The 15,944-nt window shown below is 67.6% G+C and carries 15 protein-coding genes; 10 read left to right on the forward strand and 5 right to left on the reverse strand.

Features of this window, described 5'->3' with window-relative positions; translation table 11 throughout:
- Positions 1–118: 118 nt before the first annotated feature.
- Positions 119–1,150: a CDP-glycerol glycerophosphotransferase family protein gene (locus ACSBPQ_RS12985; RefSeq protein ID WP_442682526.1), complete on the reverse strand. Its 1,032-nt coding sequence runs from the start codon at positions 1,148–1,150 to the stop codon at positions 119–121.
- A 103-nt stretch (positions 1,151–1,253) separates the two neighbouring features.
- Between ACSBPQ_RS12985 and ACSBPQ_RS12990 the strand changes: the two genes are divergently transcribed.
- From ACSBPQ_RS12990 to ACSBPQ_RS13000, 3 genes are all read left to right on the forward strand, one after another.
- The gene (locus ACSBPQ_RS12990; protein WP_442682527.1) at positions 1,254–2,042 is read left to right on the forward strand and encodes a glycosyltransferase family 2 protein; all 789 of its coding nucleotides are present in this window, start codon (positions 1,254–1,256) and stop codon (positions 2,040–2,042) included.
- A gap of 254 nt (positions 2,043–2,296) precedes the next feature.
- Positions 2,297–2,851, forward strand: a complete 555-nt coding sequence (locus ACSBPQ_RS12995) for a glycosyltransferase (protein ID WP_442682528.1) — start codon at positions 2,297–2,299, stop codon at positions 2,849–2,851.
- 13 nt (positions 2,852–2,864) lie between these two features.
- Positions 2,865–3,206: a glycosyltransferase family 2 protein gene (locus ACSBPQ_RS13000; protein ID WP_442682529.1), complete on the forward strand. Its 342-nt coding sequence runs from the start codon at positions 2,865–2,867 to the stop codon at positions 3,204–3,206.
- A gap of 147 nt (positions 3,207–3,353) precedes the next feature.
- Here the strand turns inward: ACSBPQ_RS13000 and ACSBPQ_RS13005 are convergent, their stop codons facing one another.
- The 4 genes from ACSBPQ_RS13005 to def all read right to left on the reverse strand — a co-directional run bounded on the left by ACSBPQ_RS13005 (position 3,354) and on the right by def (position 7,812).
- Entirely contained in the window at positions 3,354–4,652 is a 1,299-nt protein-coding gene (locus tag ACSBPQ_RS13005) for an O-antigen ligase family protein (protein ID WP_442682530.1), read from the reverse strand.
- A 255-nt stretch (positions 4,653–4,907) separates the two neighbouring features.
- Positions 4,908–6,254, reverse strand: a complete 1,347-nt coding sequence (rsmB, locus tag ACSBPQ_RS13010; protein ID WP_442682531.1) for a 16S rRNA (cytosine(967)-C(5))-methyltransferase RsmB — start codon at positions 6,252–6,254, stop codon at positions 4,908–4,910.
- 4 nt (positions 6,255–6,258) lie between these two features.
- Positions 6,259–7,182, reverse strand: coding sequence for a methionyl-tRNA formyltransferase (gene fmt, locus ACSBPQ_RS13015; RefSeq protein ID WP_442682532.1), 924 nt, complete (start codon positions 7,180–7,182; stop codon positions 6,259–6,261).
- Between the two features lie 114 nt (positions 7,183–7,296).
- On the reverse strand, positions 7,297–7,812 hold the full coding sequence (def, locus tag ACSBPQ_RS13020) for a peptide deformylase (RefSeq protein ID WP_442682533.1): 516 nt from the start codon (positions 7,810–7,812) through the stop codon (positions 7,297–7,299).
- Between the two features lie 132 nt (positions 7,813–7,944).
- Between def and ACSBPQ_RS13025 the strand changes: the two genes are divergently transcribed.
- From ACSBPQ_RS13025 to ACSBPQ_RS13055, 7 genes are all read left to right on the forward strand, one after another.
- Positions 7,945–9,072, forward strand: a complete 1,128-nt coding sequence (locus ACSBPQ_RS13025) for a LysM peptidoglycan-binding domain-containing protein (protein ID WP_442682534.1) — start codon at positions 7,945–7,947, stop codon at positions 9,070–9,072.
- A 72-nt stretch (positions 9,073–9,144) separates the two neighbouring features.
- On the forward strand, positions 9,145–10,302 hold the full coding sequence (gene dprA / locus ACSBPQ_RS13030; RefSeq protein ID WP_442682535.1) for a DNA-processing protein DprA: 1,158 nt from the start codon (positions 9,145–9,147) through the stop codon (positions 10,300–10,302).
- 44 nt (positions 10,303–10,346) lie between these two features.
- On the forward strand, positions 10,347–10,820 hold the full coding sequence (locus tag ACSBPQ_RS13035) for a DUF494 family protein (protein WP_442682536.1): 474 nt from the start codon (positions 10,347–10,349) through the stop codon (positions 10,818–10,820).
- Between the two features lie 36 nt (positions 10,821–10,856).
- Positions 10,857–11,564, forward strand: coding sequence for a pilin (locus tag ACSBPQ_RS13040; protein WP_442682537.1), 708 nt, complete (start codon positions 10,857–10,859; stop codon positions 11,562–11,564).
- Between the two features lie 30 nt (positions 11,565–11,594).
- Positions 11,595–12,515 carry an RDD family protein gene (locus tag ACSBPQ_RS13045; RefSeq protein ID WP_442682538.1) on the forward strand — a complete coding sequence of 307 codons (921 nt, stop codon included), beginning with the start codon at positions 11,595–11,597 and terminating at the stop codon, positions 12,513–12,515.
- A gap of 193 nt (positions 12,516–12,708) precedes the next feature.
- Positions 12,709–15,219, forward strand: a complete 2,511-nt coding sequence (locus ACSBPQ_RS13050; protein WP_442682539.1) for a DNA topoisomerase I — start codon at positions 12,709–12,711, stop codon at positions 15,217–15,219.
- A gap of 132 nt (positions 15,220–15,351) precedes the next feature.
- Entirely contained in the window at positions 15,352–15,912 is a 561-nt protein-coding gene (locus ACSBPQ_RS13055; protein WP_442682540.1) for a Sua5/YciO/YrdC/YwlC family protein, read from the forward strand.
- The last annotated feature ends 32 nt before the right edge of the window (positions 15,913–15,944 follow it).

A 15,944-nucleotide genomic window follows, 5' to 3' on the forward strand; every position in this document is an offset into this window, starting at 1 on the left:
GGAGGAGTCCATATACGGGAGGAGTCCATATACGGGAGGAGTCCATATACGGGCTACAACCATCTCGCTACAACCTGACTTCGCCCTTGGCATCGTGGCAAGGCGAAGTTGCTTACCCTCAAACCCGCGCCGGCCCCCAATAGCCGATGCGCTTGCGGAGCTTGAGCTTGCGCCACCAGTTGCGCGGCTTGGGCTTCCGGTTGCGCCCGCCCTTGGCGACGAAATCGTCGATCGCCTGCAGGATGCGCTCGCTGGACTGGCCGTCACGGTACGGGTGCAACTGGTCGGCGAACTCGCGCACCGCGGCCATCAGCTCCGGCGGCCGCGACAGCGCGGTGCGGATGGCACCTTCGAAGTGCGCCGGATCGTCGATGTCGATCAGCTGCGGGCCGGGGCGGCGGTTCTTGAAGGTCACCACCGGCTTGTAGGTCAGCAGGAACTCGTTGAGCGCCGAGGAGGTGTCCGAGCACATCATGTCCACCTGCGGGAACAGGTGCAGGATGTTGTCGTCATCGGCAAAGCGCAGGTATGGGCCTTCCAGTGCGCGGTACCTGGCCACCATTTCCGGATCCATCTTCGGATGGAAGGTGACTATCCAGCGCCATTCGCCGGTCTGCGACAGCCGCTTGATCTCCTCGTACAGAACCGGCGCGGCGCTCCATGACGGCGAGAAGGTGGAGTGATACAGGATCACCGGTGGCTCGCGCAGCGGCTCGGGCTCGTCACGCAACTGGCTCATGAACGGGTCGATCTTCGGAAAACCGGTTTCCACCACCGAGAAATGTCCGGTCTCCTGCGCCAGCTCCGAGAACGCGGCGGTGTCGCGCGGACCGGTGGTGCAGTACAGGTCGAAGAAGCCGCGGATGTAGATGTGGCGCGGCTTGCCGGCGTCGAAGCCGTGGAAGGTCTCGACCTTCACCCCGGGGAAGAAGTGCGGCACCGCGTTGGACGAGGTGATCACCGCATACGGGTTCCACGCGCGCACCTGTTCGACCGTCAACAGGGTCTCGTCGGCTGCCAGATCCTCCGCGCCGGGGCCGTCGAAGAACCACGCCGCCTCATCGCCGCGCGCACGGATCGCCGCCTGCACCGGGCGGAGGATGGCCAGCGCATAGCGCTCGGACCCGTACAGCAGATAGTGGCGTGGCACGCGGAGAACTCCTGGATATTCCGGCAGAGGCGGCGGATTATCGCATCGCCAGTCAGTGGCGTCGCTGCTAGGCTTGCCCCCGGTTCCCCGCGTCTGCCGCTGCATGCCCACCTCAGCTCCCTCCTCCCAGCGGCCACACCTGTCGGCCTGCATCATCGCCTTCAACGAGGCTGACCGGATCGGCGACTGCCTGGCCTCGCTGGCGTTCTGCGACGAGATCGTGGTGGTGGATTCGTTCTCCACCGACGCCACCGTGGCGGTGGCCGAGGCGGCCGGGGCACGGGTCATCCAGCGCGCGTTCGACGGCTTCCGCAGCCAGAAGGCGTTCTGCGTGGAGCAGGCCCGCCACGACTGGGTGCTGTGTCTGGATGCCGACGAGCGGGTGGACGCGACGCTGCGTGCGGCCATCGAGGCGGAGCGCGATGCCGGTTTCGCGCGTGCCAAGGGCTACCGGTTCGCCCGCTGTTCGGAATACTTCGGCCGCTTCCTGCGCCACGGCACCGCCTATCCGGACCGGGTGCTGCGCCTGTTCGATCGCCGCCATGGTGGCTGGCGCGGGGACCGCGAGATCCACGAGGCGGTGTCGGTGGACGGCTCGGTCGCGCTGCTCAAAGGCGACCTGCTGCATCATCCCTACCGCAGCTTCCTGCAGTTGCTGGACAAGAAGCAGAAATACGCGCGGATGATGGCCGAACACGAATTCAGCCGCGGCAAGCGCGCCTCGCTGGGCAAGCTGGTGGTGGCGCCGGCCTGGCGCTTCTTCCGCAGCTATGTGCTCAAGCGCGGCTTCCTGGACGGCTGGCCGGGACTGATCGAGGCCTTCGTCAGCGCCAATTACGTCCGCCAGAAGACCATCATGCTGTGGCTGCTGTGCCACCGGCAGCCGGTATGAACCCGTTCCCGGGCATGACCGGAACGCCCCTCCGTGCACGCTGAACGCGGCGCAACACGCCAGAAAACATCAAGCGATTCCGCCGGTGGCGCCGGCCCGGGCCGTTAAAATGGCGCACCCGCTGCTGTGGAAACACGCGGGCTGTCAGGGCACCGGCTTCCGTACACCGGCACGCTCCCTTGTCTGTTGCATCGCAGGCATCGCATCCAGTGGCCGCCCGTTCCATCGCGCCATTGCCTTGCCGAAGTCGTTCCATGAAGTCCACCCCCGCCCTCGCCGAGGTGACCGTTGTCTGCGTCACCTACAACTCCTCGCCGCTCGTTGAAACCATGGCCGGCACGCTGGAGCGGTTTCCGAATGTGGTCATCATCGACAACGCCAGCCGCGATGACACCGCCACGCGCGTCAGTGAGCAAATTCCGCATGCGCGGCTGATCCGTCGCCGCTCCAATGCCGGCTTCGGCGCGGCCAACAACCAGGCCATGGCGGTGGTCCAGACTCCGTTCGCGCTGCTGCTCAATCCCGACTGCAGCATCGCCCCTGCCGATGTGCAGTGCCTGCTCGATTGCCTGGCGCAGTTCCCGCAGGCCGGACTGGTCGGCCCGCAGAGCTGGCGCGACAACGGCGTACCGCAGATGTGCCACCGCGACGCCTTCTTCCGGCCCGATCCGAAGGAGCGTTTCCGCGTGCCGGAGCAGGTGGTCAGCGCCGAGTGGATCCATGGCTGCTGCCAGCTGGTGCGGACCAGCGCGTTCCGCCAAATCGGCGGCTTCGACGAGATCTTCTTCCTGTACTACGGAAGACGATGATCTGTGCCTGCGCATGGGCCAGGCCGGCTACCAGTGCCTGCTGCAACCGGCGGCACGCGCCTTCCATCAAGGTGGTGCCTCTTCCACGCCCGGCCTGCGCACCGACTTCATCAAGCGCTTCCATTACGCCCGGTCACGGCAGATCGCGATCCGCCGCTATGTCGGTGTCCCGGCAGCACGGCGGCATCTGGCGAAACTGCTGCAGGTCGCATTGCCGGCGATGCTGTTCTACGGCCTGCTGTCACGCCGCCGGCACGCCATCAAATGGGCGGGATGGGGCGCGGCCGCGGTTTCCTCAAGCCTGGCGCTGGATCTGGTTCCCGGCCGGGGCAAGTCCCTGCCGGACAATGCCTGATCAGCAGAAGACCGCTGCCGAGCCTGCCTGCAGTGCGCCAACACAACCCGCCAGCAACGCGTGGACGGCCCTGGTCGAGCCGCGACTTGCACACCCCGATGTCACATCGCTTGCACGTCAGCGCCTGACAGCAAGCGCACAACAGGATCAGCTGCTGCTGGCCGCTTCGGGTGCAACTACCCTTTGCGCACGATCGACCAGGGACAGTCCGGCCAGCACGCCCACCAGTGCGGTGTAGGTGCTGGCGGTGATCTGGTGGGCGAACATCGACTGGGTCATGCCGCAAAAGATGTAGCTGATCACCAGCATCACCCCGGCAGCCGCCGGGCCGCGGAAACCGTTCTCGCCACTGCGCCGGTGCAGGTGGATGAACAGCCACAGCGGCAGCCCGTACACGCACAGCAGCAGCAGCACGCCGGGCACCCCCTGGGTGGCCGCCCATTCGGCAAGATCATTGTGCGCATGCCCCAGATGGCAGCGCGGCTCCGGTGACTCCGCCGCCATCGGCAACCGGCACTCCGGCAGGCGCTGCATCGCCGCGTCGAAATTGCCGATGCCCACGCCGCTCAGCGGGCGCTCCAGAAAAGCATCCCAGGCAATCTGCAGGCGTTCAAGACGGGCCCCCGCCGATGAATCCACATCACCGCGCTCGATACGCTCGACATCACTGCGCAGCTCGTCCAGACGCGTGTGTTCACGCAATTGCGGCACGCTCAACACCAGCGTGGCCGCCACCAGCAGCAGGCCAAACAGTGCCCCTGCCCGGAAGCGGCCGGTCTTCCAGGGCACCGACAGCGCCATCGCCACCAGCAGCACCAGCAGCGCCGGCCATACCCCGCGACTGCCACTGAGCAGGATCACGCCACCGCCCGCCGCCAGCCCCAACCCGATCAGGCCCCAGCGTCCCGGCTGCCGGCAGAACACCAGCAGCGCCATCAGCACCAGCGCGGTGTCGGCCAGCACGATGGCATTGGTGAACCCTTCGGCGCGCCCCAGCCCCCCCAGCACCTGGTAAGCCGCAATGGCGAGCGTGAACAGCAGCCCGGCAAGTGCGCCCCACCACAATGCCTGCATGGATGGCCGCAACGCGCAGACCCACAGCAGCGCCCAGGGCATGACCAGAAAACGGCTGCGGTTGTCCACATCTTCCAGCACCAGCCCGGCCTGCCATATCGACAGCACGCTCAGGCCGATGGCCACCAGTGCCAGCGCCCACAGCAGGGGCAGCGCGGGACCGGCGAGCGCACGGGCGCGCCACAGGTAACCGGCCCCAAGCACCGTGCTGAGCAACAACAGCAGCCCGAATGGCAGCAGGTTGGCCGGGGTACTGATCACCGCTGCCGGCAGCACGAACAGCGCCAGCGTCGCGATCAGCTGCAACAGCTGCCAACGCGGCTGCGTGGACGGGAAAGGCGCAGCGGGGTTGGCGGAAGAAGGCGGAGTCATTTGCGGAATACTGGGGTCTGTACGCTGAACCACCAGCTGCCCGGGAGCCGCTCCGTGGTGTGGACCGCGCATGATAGCCAGCCGCCACCGTGATGGCAGCACCTGCATCACAGTCGGGCGCGGCCTGGTGCCAGCGGCGCGACAGCGGTTGCCCCATGTTCACCCCGGGGCAAACAGCCGCACGGCGGCTGGCTCACGACGATCCGATGCTGTTGCCCCGTGAAGGCGGCACCGGACAGGATCCCGGTCGCCGCTTCAGGCCACAGCGGCCTTCACCAGTCGCGCATAGAAGAAGCCATCGCCCCCCTGCTCGCCGGGCAGCCGCTGGCGGGTGCCGTCCACGTCATGGCCGAAGCTGTCCGGCAACGCCTCGATCCGGGCATCGGAGGTGCGCGCCAGGAACTGCGCCACCTGCTGCTGGTTCTCCTGCCGCAGGATCGAGCAGGTCGAATACAGCAGCACCCCGCCCGGGCGCAGCACCTGCCACAGCGCATCGAGCAGCCGTGCCTGCAATGCCGCCAGCGCGGTGATGTCCTCGGGCCGGCGGTGCAGCAGCACGTCCGGTTGGCGGCGGATGATGCCGGTGGCCGAACACGGCGCGTCCAGCAGCACCGCATCGAACGGCTGCCCGTCCCACCAGCGGGCGGTATCGGCCGCGTCGGCGGCCTGGATCTTCGCGCGGGCGCCGACCCCGGTGCGGGCGAAAGTCTCGCCGATGCGCTGCAGGCGCCGCGCGTCCACATCCAGCGCCAGCAGCTGCAGGCTTGGATCACGTTCGAGCAGATGCGCGGACTTGCCACCGGGCGCGGCGCAGGCATCCAGCAGCCGCGCGCCGGGCGTCGGCTGCAACGCATCGGCCACCTGCTGCGCGGACAGGTCCTGCACCGACACCGCACCCTGCGCGAAGCCGGGCAGGCTGCTCACCGGTACCGCGACCGGCAGCCGCACCGCATCGGCCGACAGCGGCCCGGCCAGCGCCTCGATACCGGCCGTTTCCAGCAATGCCAGGTAGACGTCACGGCTGTGCTGCTGGCGGTTCACACGCAGCCACAGCGGCGCCGGCTGCAGGCTTTCGCTGACGATCGCTTCGGCCTGCTGCGGCCAGTCCTGGCGGACCTTGGCCAGCAGCCACTGCGGCCACGCCTCCTCGGCCCGCGCCTCGGCAAACCCTTCGCGCTGGGCACGGCGCAGCAATGCGTTGACCATCCCGGCCTGGCGCTCGCGGCCCAGCACGCGCGCCGCGTCCACCGTCGCCGACAGCGCCGCATGCGCCGGCAGCTGCAGCACATCCAGTTGCGCGAAACCGGCCATCAGCAACGCGCGCAGATCGGCATCGCGCGGCCCCAGCGGCTTCTGCAGCCACTGCCGCAGCGCCTGGTCGTAGACCGTGCGCCGGCGCAGCGCGGCAAAACAGATCGCCTCCAGCAGCGCGCGGTCGCGGCTGTCATCAAGCTTCGGCAGCGCCGCGCCCAGTTCGGCCTTGAGCGAACGGCCCTTGCCGATCACCGCCGCCAGCACCCGGGCGGCCAGCGCGCGGGTCTGCACCCCGGGCTGCTGCGCCGCGATGGTCTTGCCCCACGGCGAGGAAGTCGCACCCGCCATCGGCTCAGCCCCCGATCCGCAGGTCGCGACGGGCGTTGAGGTAGTCCGCCGCGGTGATCGCCTTGCCGCCTTCGCGCTGCACCACCCGCAGGCGCAGCGCGCCCTGGCCGCAGGCGATGTCGATACCCTCGCGGGCCGCGGCGATCACCGTGCCCGGCGCCTTGCCCTGGTTGTCGGCAAGAGCGACCGCACCGTGGATGCGCACCCGCTCGCCGGCCAGCGTGGCTTCGGTGATCGGCCACGGATTGAATGCGCGCACCGTGCGCGCCAGCGCAACCGCGTCCTGGCTCCAGTCCAGTTTGGCTTCAGCCTTGTCCAGCTTGTGCGCGTAGGTGACGCCTTCGGCCGGTTGCACCTGCGCGATCGGCTTGAGCCCGGCACGCAGCAGGCCCAGGCCATCGGCCAGCACCTGTGCGCCCAGCTGCGCCAGCCGGTCATGCAGCTGGCCGCCGGTATCGGTGTCGCTGATCGGGGTGTGCTGGCGCAGCAGTACCGGGCCGGTATCCAGTCCGGCTTCCATCTGCATCAGGCACACGCCGGTTTCGGTATCGCCCGCCTGGATCGCCCGCTGGATCGGCGCCGCGCCGCGCCAGCGCGGCAGCAGCGAGGCATGCACGTTCCAGCAGCCGTGGGTGGGAATGGCCAGCACCGCCTTGGGCAGGATCAGCCCGTAAGCGACCACGATCATCAGGTCCGGCTGCAGGTCACGCAGCTGCTGCTGGGCCTCGGGCGTTTTCAGGCTTTCCGGCTGGAACACCGGAATGCCGCGGGCGATGGCGTCGAGCTTGACCGGCGAGGGCATCAGCCCGCGGCCGCGGCCGGCCGGGCGATCGGGCTGGGTGTAGACCGCCACCACTTCGTGCTGGCGCGCGGCCGCTCCCAGCGAGGCGACGGCAAACTCCGGCGTACCGGCAAAAACGATTCTCATGGCAATCCAACTCCCGGAAAGAACAACGGCGCCGGATCGCGGCGCCGTGCAGCGCGGGACCCGGCAAGGGCTCCCGCTACCGGCAACCCGGACGCAACCGGGTCACCATTTGACTCAGGCCACGTGCTTGCGCTGCTTGGCCAGCTTCTTGCGCACCATCTCGCGCTTGAGCGGCGAGAGGTAGTCGATGAACAGCTTGCCGTCCAGGTGGTCCATCTCGTGCTGGATGCAGGTGGCCAGCAGGTCATCGACGGCCAGTTCCTGCTGCTTGCCGTCGCGGTCGAGGAAGCGCACCACGATGCTGTCGGCGCGGGTCACATCGGCATAGATGCCGGGCACCGACAGGCAGCCTTCCTGGTAGACGCGGCCGCCTTCGCTGGCGCTGACGATCTGCGGGTTGATGAACACCATCGGCGTGTTCCGCTCCTCGCTGGTGTCGATGACCATGAAGCGCTTGTGCACGTCCACCTGGCTGGCGGCCAGGCCGATGCCCGGCGCCTCGTACATGGTCTGGAACATGTCATCGAGCAGCTGCTGGAACGCCGGGGTGGTCACCTCGGCCGCGTCGACGAGGGCGGCCTTGGTCCGCAGTCGCGGATCGGGGAATTCGAGAATGGGCAGAAGGGCCATGGCGATACCGGTAATCAAATATGCCGCATCAATTCGGCAGGACGTCCCAATTCTACCGCTTGTGCTTGCCTGATGCCCCCGTTTCTGCACTATAGTGCGCCAACCTGTTGGGGAATCAGGCAGATCGCAACCATGTTGAAACAATTCCGTACGGTCGCCGCCATGGCGCTGCTGACCGTCACGACCTACGCCGTCGCGGTGGAAATGAACAACGCGCACCCGGACACCTACGTGGTGAAAAAGGGTGACACGCTGTGGGACATCTCGGCCCGTTTCCTGAAAAAACCGTGGCTGTGGCCGGAAATCTGGCAGGCCAACCCACAGGTCAAGAATCCGCACCTGATCTACCCGGGTGACGTGCTGAGCCTGGCCTACCTGGACCGCGTCACCGCGCAGCCGGGCCCGCGCGAGGAAGCGCCGATCGGGGCGATTCCACTGGCGGACGTCGAGCCGTTCCTGAAGAATCTGTCCGTCGTGGACAGCTTCAAGGAGCTGCCCTACATCGTCGGCCTGGAAGACAACCGCCTGCGTGCCAGCGCCGGCCAGAACGCCTATGTACTGGGCCTGCAGAACGCACAGCCGGGCCAGCGCTACGCGGTGATCCGCCCGACCGTGCGCTTCACCCAGCCCAGGCCTACCGACGATCTGGACGCCCGCGGCGACACCATTCCGGGCAACGGCAACCTGTGGAAGAACTATGTGGTCACCAGTGACCGCAACGAGTTCCTCGGCTACGAAATGGCGCAGGTCAACGTCGGCACGCTCACCCACGTCGCCTCCGGCGATGTTCAGGCCTCAACCCTGAAGCTGGAAGACAGCGGCCGTGAAGTCCGTGCGGGCGACCGCATCGTCCCGGTCCAGGCCAACCCGTACGACCTGCAGTTCATCCCGCATGCTCCGGCCAGTGCCGCGGCACCGGGCCACCTGCGCGTGCTGGCGGTGGCCGACACCCTCACCGCCGGTGGTCCGCGCGATGTCATCGCCATCTCCGGCGGCGCACGCGACGGTATAGACAACGGCACCGTGTTCTCGATCTGGCGCAACGGCAGCCACATCAACGACCGCGTGACCGGCAGCAAGAACACCTCGCGCGCGGACGATGCACTGAAGGCCGGCGGCAGCCGCGTCTCCCTGCCGGACGAATATGCGGCCCATGCGATGGTGTTCCGCACCTTCGACAAGGTCAGCTATGCGCTGGTGATGGAAGGCACCAAGCCGGCCCGCGTCGGTTACGAACTCAAGCACCCGGACGCGCAGTAAGCGGGAAAGTCCTACGCAACAACACGACGGCGCCCGAGGGCGCCGTCGCTGTTTGCGGGCCAGCCTTCCGGGATGAAGCCAGGCCTCTCCCCGCGCACATCACTCCCCGATACCGGCCCCGACCAGGCCCTGCTGGTGCTGGTGATGGCCGGCGGTCCGCGCAAACCCCTGCGTACCCTGCTGCAGCAGTACGGTACGGCCGACGCGGTGCTTGCCGCCGGCCCCGTCGCCTGGCGGGCTGCCGGCTGCACCCCGGCCCAGAGCCAGGCACTTGTCCACCCTGAGCCCGCGCTCCGGGAGCGGGCACTGGCATGGCTGCAGCAGCCCCATCACCACCTGCTGGGGTGGAGCGATCCGGACTACCCGCCGCTGCTGCGCAACAGTCCACGCCCGCCACTGGCCCTGTTCGTCGATGGCGAGCCCACCCTGCTGTGGCAGCCGGCGATCGCCATCGTCGGCAGTCGCGCGCCCAGTGCCGGTGGCCGCGACCACGCCGGTGACTTCTCCCGCGCACTGGCCAGCAGCGGCCTGACCATCGCCAGCGGACTGGCTGCGGGGATCGATGCCGCCGCCCATCGCGCCGCACTGGCGTGTGGTGGCAGCACCTTCGCGGTGATCGGCACCGGCGCCGACATCAGCTATCCGCGCCATCACCGCGACCTGCAACAGCAGGTGGCCGCACACGGCGCCGTGGTCAGCGAATACCTCCCCGGCACCCCGCCGCGGACCGGCCACTTCCCGGCCCGCAACCGGCTGCTGGCGGCCCTGACCCTGGGCACGGTCGTCATCGAGGCGGCCGAGCGCTCCGGAGCGCTGATCACCGCCCGGCTGGCCAGCGAGGCCGGGCGCGAGGTCTTCGCCCTGCCCGGCTCGCTGCACAATCCGATGGCACGCGGCTGCCACCGGCTGATCCGCGACGGCGCCACCCTGGTGACCCGGCCGGCCGACATCCTCGAGGGCGTGAGCAATATGGCCGGAGAACTGGCCGCCGCCTTGCAAAGCCGCCTGCACGCCCCCATTACCGGGGCGCCGGCCGATTCTGCGCCGGCACCCGACCTGCCGGACGGCGACTACCACAGATTGTGGGACGCCCTGGGCTACGACCCCACCGGTATGGATTCATTGATCGAGCGCACTGGATTGACGGCTGCCAGCCTGTCCTCCATGCTGCTGGTCATGGAACTGGAAGGAAAAGTGTCGTCCGCACACGGCCGCTACACTCGCACCTGAAGTTTCTTCACCTCCACAGCGCCATTGGCGCAGGCCGAGGGGCAATGAAAGAGAGCATCCTGGACGTCCTGCTGTACCTGTTTGAACACTATTTCAGTGAGGATGCCGACCTCATCCGGGACCGCGATTCGCTGCAGAACGGCCTGATCCAGGCCGGCTTCAGTCCCACCGAGATCAACAAGGCGTTCGACTGGCTCGACGCGCTGGCTGAACAGCGCCCGGCCGTCGCCCGCCCGCACATCGACGGTCCTGTCCGCGTCTTCCACGGCCCCGAGCTGGACAAGCTCGACATGGACTGCCGTGGCTTCCTGCTGTTCCTGGAACAGCAGCGGATCCTGGATGCCGACCAGCGCGAACTGGTCCTGGACCGTGCCATGGCGCTGGACCAGGACGAACTGGACCTGGAAGACCTGAAGTGGGTGGTACTGATGGTGCTGTTCAACCAGCCGGGGGCCGAGGCGGCCTACGCCTGGATGGAAACGCAGATGTTCATCGACGAGCCCGAACCCCTGCACTGACGCTTCCGGCATGCAGGGACGCACAAGGAAATCCACGTGACCCCATGGTTTTACGCCGCCGGCGACGGCCAGCGGCAGGGCCCGCTGGCAACGGCCGACATCCTCGCGCTTTACCGCGCCGGCCGCATCGATGGCGGCACCCTGATCTGGCGCGAAGGCGCCCCGGGCTGGCAACCACTGCGCGATTACGCCGGCGAGCTGGGCCTGCCGGCGGAGGCCGGCTCCAGCACCCCGCCCCCCACGCCGCCGCTGCCACCCCCGGTACAGCATGTGCATCACTGCAGCACGCCAGCGGACAAGCCCCGCCTGTCCGGTTGCGTCATCGCGATCATCGTCGCGGCGATTGCCGGCGTGATCCTGATCGGCATCCTGGCGATACTTGCCGCCATCGCCCTGCCGGCCTATCAGGAGTACACCCTGCGCTCCAGAACCGGCATGACCTATAGCCAGCTGCAGCCGCTGAAGACCCAGGTCGTCGAATTCGTGCAGCAGCACCAGCGCTGCCCGGTCAATGGTGATGAAGGCTTCAATGCACCGGAAGACTATGCCGGCACGGGCATCGCCAGCCTCCATGTCGGCCGCGTTGACAACGGCCACTGCGGGCTGGAGGCACGCCTTGCGGCTCCGGGCACTCCCCGGCTGGACGGCAAGCACCTCCGGCTCGACTACGATGCCGACACCGGCCACTGGGAATGCAGTTCAGAGGTGGATGACCGCTTCCTGCCGGTAAACTGCCGCGGTTGAAACACTTCATTCATATACACGGGGAACATGATGAGTCAGTGGTACTATGCCGATGCCCAGCGCGAACGGCACGGGCCGGTTGATGCCGACACCTTGCGCGGCAAATTCCGCCAGAACGAACTGGACCTGTCCACGCTGGTCTGGCGTGAAGGCATGCAGCAGTGGCAGGCACTGTCGACGGTGACCGAGGAGCTGCAGCTGGTCGAAAAGGCCAATCCCGGTATCGACCTGCGCGCAGACTACGTCGCCATCGAGAACGGCACCGCCGTTGCCGGTACCGTCACGGCCGAGCCGCATTCACCGTACACCGCACCGGCCAGCACCACGCTGGGCGGTGATGGCGTGATCCATGGCGGTGAAGTGGTCTATGCCGGCTTCTGGAAGCGCGTGGCCGCCTACTGCATCGACAGCCTGATCGTGGGCCTGGTCGGTGGCGTGATCGCCATGGTCATCGGCATGGCGCTGGGGCTGGGCATGGCCGGCATCGGTGGCGATAGCGACGCGATGGGCGCCGGTTTCATCATGATCCAGCTGCTGACCAACCTGCTGTCCATCGCCCTGTCGGCCGCCTACTACGCCGGCTTCCACGCCTCGGCGGGCAAGGCCACGCTGGGCAAGATGGCGGTGGGCATCAAGGTGGTGCGCACCGATGGCGCGCGGATCAGCATCGCCCGTGGCATCGGCCGCTACTTCGCCGCCATGCTCAGCGGCCTGATCCTGTGCATCGGCTTTGTGATGGCCGCCTTCACCGAGCGCAAGCAGGGCCTGCACGACATGCTCTGCGACACCCTGGTGGTCGACAAATGGGCCTTCACCGAGCATCCGGAGTGGCAGCAGCGCGGCCTGGGCACCGTCACCATCGTGATCCTGTCGATTTTCGGCCTGCTGCTGGCGGTCGGTATCTTCGCCATGCTGGCCGTGATCGGCATCGCCGCCAGCCAGTTCAATTGACCCCCGTGCCGCGGCCATGCTTGACAGCGACCGGCCCGGCATGATTCCTCTAATAAGGAAGAAAGCTGAACGCCCGGGCACCTGCCCGGGCGTCAGTCCATCTAGAACGGCCATATCGCTTCACTAACTCCGGCGATTACGCCACCCTAGCGGCCCCACAGGCTCCGCCCTCTCCCGCAAGAACCCAACTGACATGCCCAAGCACCTGCTCATCGTCGAATCGCCGGCCAAGGCCAAGACGATCAATAAATACCTCGGCAAGGATTTCACGGTCCTGGCCTCGTATGGGCATGTGCGCGATCTGGTCCCCAAGGAGGGCGCGGTCGACCCGGACAACGCCTTCGCGATGCGCTACGACCTGATCGAGAAGAACCAGAAGCACGTCGAAGCCATCGCCAAGGCCGCCAAGAGCGCCGACGACATCTTCCTGGCGACCGACCCGGACCGCGAGGGTGAGGCGATCAGCTGGCATATCGCCGAGATCCTGAAAGAACGCGGGCTGGCCGAGGGCAAGCCGATGCAGCGGGTGGTGTTCACCGAGATCACCCCGCGTGCGATCAAGGAGGCGATGACCCAGCCGCGTGCCATCGCCAGCGATCTGGTCGACGCGCAGCAGGCGCGCCGCGCACTGGATTACCTGGTCGGCTTCAACCTGTCGCCGGTGCTGTGGCGCAAGGTCCAGCGCGGCCTGTCCGCCGGCCGCGTGCAGAGCCCGGCGCTGCGCATGATCGTCGAGCGCGAGGAGGAGATCGAAGCCTTCATCGCCCGCGAGTACTGGTCCATCGAGGCCGCCTGCGCGCACCCGTCGCAGCACTTCAACGCCCGCCTGATCAAGCTGGACGGGCAGAAATTCGAGCAGTTCACCGTCACCGACGGCGACACCGCCGAGGCCGCACGGCTGCGCATCCAGCAGGCCGCACAGGGCACGCTGCACGTCACCGACGTGGCCAGCAAGGAGCGCAAGCGCCGCCCGGCCGCACCGTTTACCACCTCCACGCTGCAGCAGGAAGCCTCGCGCAAGCTCGGCTTCACCACCCGCAAGACCATGCAGGTGGCGCAGAAGCTGTATGAAGGCGTGGCCATCGGCGATGAGGGCACGGTCGGCCTGATCTCGTACATGCGTACCGACTCGGTGAGCCTGTCGCAGGACGCGCTGGTCGAAATCCGCGACGTGATCGCCCGCGACTACGGCACCGGCGCGCTGCCGGACAAGCCCAACGTCTACACCACCAAATCCAAGAACGCCCAGGAAGCGCACGAAGCGGTGCGTCCGACCTCGGCGCTGCGCACCCCGGCGCAGGTCGGCAAGTACCTGACCGACGACGAGCGCAAGCTCTACGAGCTGATCTGGAAGCGCGCCATCGCCAGCCAGATGATCCCGGCCACCCTGAACACCGTCAGCGTCGACCTGGCTGCCGGCAGCGAGCACGTGTTCCGCGCCAGCGGCACCACCGTGGTCGTGCCCGGCTTCCTGGCCGTGTACGAGGAAGGCAAGGACAGCAAGAACGCCGAGGACGAGGACGAAGGCCGCAAGCTGCCGGCGATGAAGACCGGCGACCGCATCCCGCTGGACCGCATCAGCGCCGACCAGCACTTCACCCAGCCACCGCCGCGCTTCACCGAAGCGGCGCTGGTCAAGGCGCTGGAGGAATACGGCATCGGCCGTCCGTCGACCTACGCCTCGATCATCCAGACCCTGCTGTTCCGCAAGTACACCGAGATGGAAGGCCGCAGCTTCAAGCCGACCGACGTCGGCCGTGCGGTCAGCAAGTTCCTGTCCAGCCACTTCACCCGCTACGTCGACTACGACTTCACCGCCAAGCTCGAGGATGAGCTGGATGCGGTGTCGCGCGGCGAGGAGGAGTGGGTGCCGCTGATGGAACGCTTCTGGGGCCCGTTCAAGGAACTGGTCAGCGACAAGAGCGAATCGCTGGACCGCACCGACGCCGGCAGCGCGCGCGTGCTGGGTACCGACCCGGCCAGCGGCAAGGAAGTCAGCGCGCGTATCGGCCGCTTCGGGCCGATGGTGCAGATCGGCACCGTCGATGACGAGGACAAGCCCAAGTTCGCCTCGCTGCAGCCGGGCCAGAGCATCTATTCGATCTCTCTGGAAGATGCGCTGAAGCTGTTCGACATGCCGCGCAAGCTCGGCGCCGACGCCAACGGCGAAGAGGTCAGCGTGGGCATCGGCCGCTTCGGCCCGTTCGCCAAGCGCGGCAGCACCTACGCCTCGCTGAAGAAGGAGGACGACCCGTACAAGATCGACCTGGCCCGCGCCATCTTCCTGATCGAGGAAAAGGAAGAGATCGCGCGCAACCGCATCATCAAGGAGTTCGAAGGCTCGGACATCCAGGTGCTCAACGGCCGCTTCGGCCCGTACATCAGCGACGGCAAGCTCAACGGCAAGATCCCCAAGGACCGCGAGCCGGCCTCGCTGACCCTGGCCGAGGTGCAGCAGCTGATGGAAGAAACCGGCAAGCCGGTACGCAAGGGCTTTGGCGCCAAGAAGGCCGCCACCAAGAAGACCGCGGTGAAGAAGGAAGCCGCGCCGAAGAAGGCGGCTGCCAAGAAGGCGCCGGCAAAGAAGGCCGCGACCAAGAAGACCGCGGCGAAAAAGGCCACGGCCAAGAAGGCCGCCACCAAGAAAACCGTCGCCAAGAAGGCGGTGACCAAGGCAGGTACCGACGACGCCCCGCCGTTCTGAGGACGATTACCCCCTGTCATGGCGACAGGCGGATAATCACGACTCCCGCATCAGGCCGCCTCCGGGCGGCCTGTCGCATTGCACTCTCCCAAACGCCCCGCGCACCCGCTGCGGGCAGCAATGGTGCCGTCCATGAAGGAACTTGATCTGCACAACGTCGTCCCGGTCCTGCAGGCCGGTGGCGTGATCGCCTACCCGACCGAAGCGGTCTGGGGCCTGGGTTGCGATCCGGGCAACGAGGCGGCGGTGCTGAAACTGCTGGCGCTGAAACAGCGTCCGGTCGAGAAAGGCATGATCCTGGTCGCCGCCGAACCGGCGCAGCTGGCCGGCTGGGTGGAACTGCAGGCCCTGGCCGAGGAGCGCCGCCAGACGGTGCTGGACAGCTGGCCCGGCGCCAACACCTGGATCGTCCCGGCCGGCGCGCGTGCGCCGCGCTGGATCACCGGGCAGCACAGCGGCATCGCGGTGCGGGTCAGCGCCCATCCGCTGGTGCAGGCGCTGTGCAGGGCCTGGGGCGGCCCGCTGGTGTCGACCAGCGCCAACCTCGCCGGGCAGCCGCCGGCACGCAGTCGCGACCAGTTGGACCCGGCCCTGCTGGCGCAACTCGATGGCCTGCTCGACGGCGCCACTGGCGGTCTGGCTCAGCCCACCCGCATCCGCGTCGCCGCCACCGGGCAGGTGCTGCGCGACTGAGCGGCCATCGGCACAGCCTTGCCGCAATCCGG

The sequence above is a fragment of the Stenotrophomonas sp. JC08 genome, assembly GCF_052180205.1.
GTDB lineage: Bacteria > Pseudomonadota > Gammaproteobacteria > Xanthomonadales > Xanthomonadaceae > Stenotrophomonas.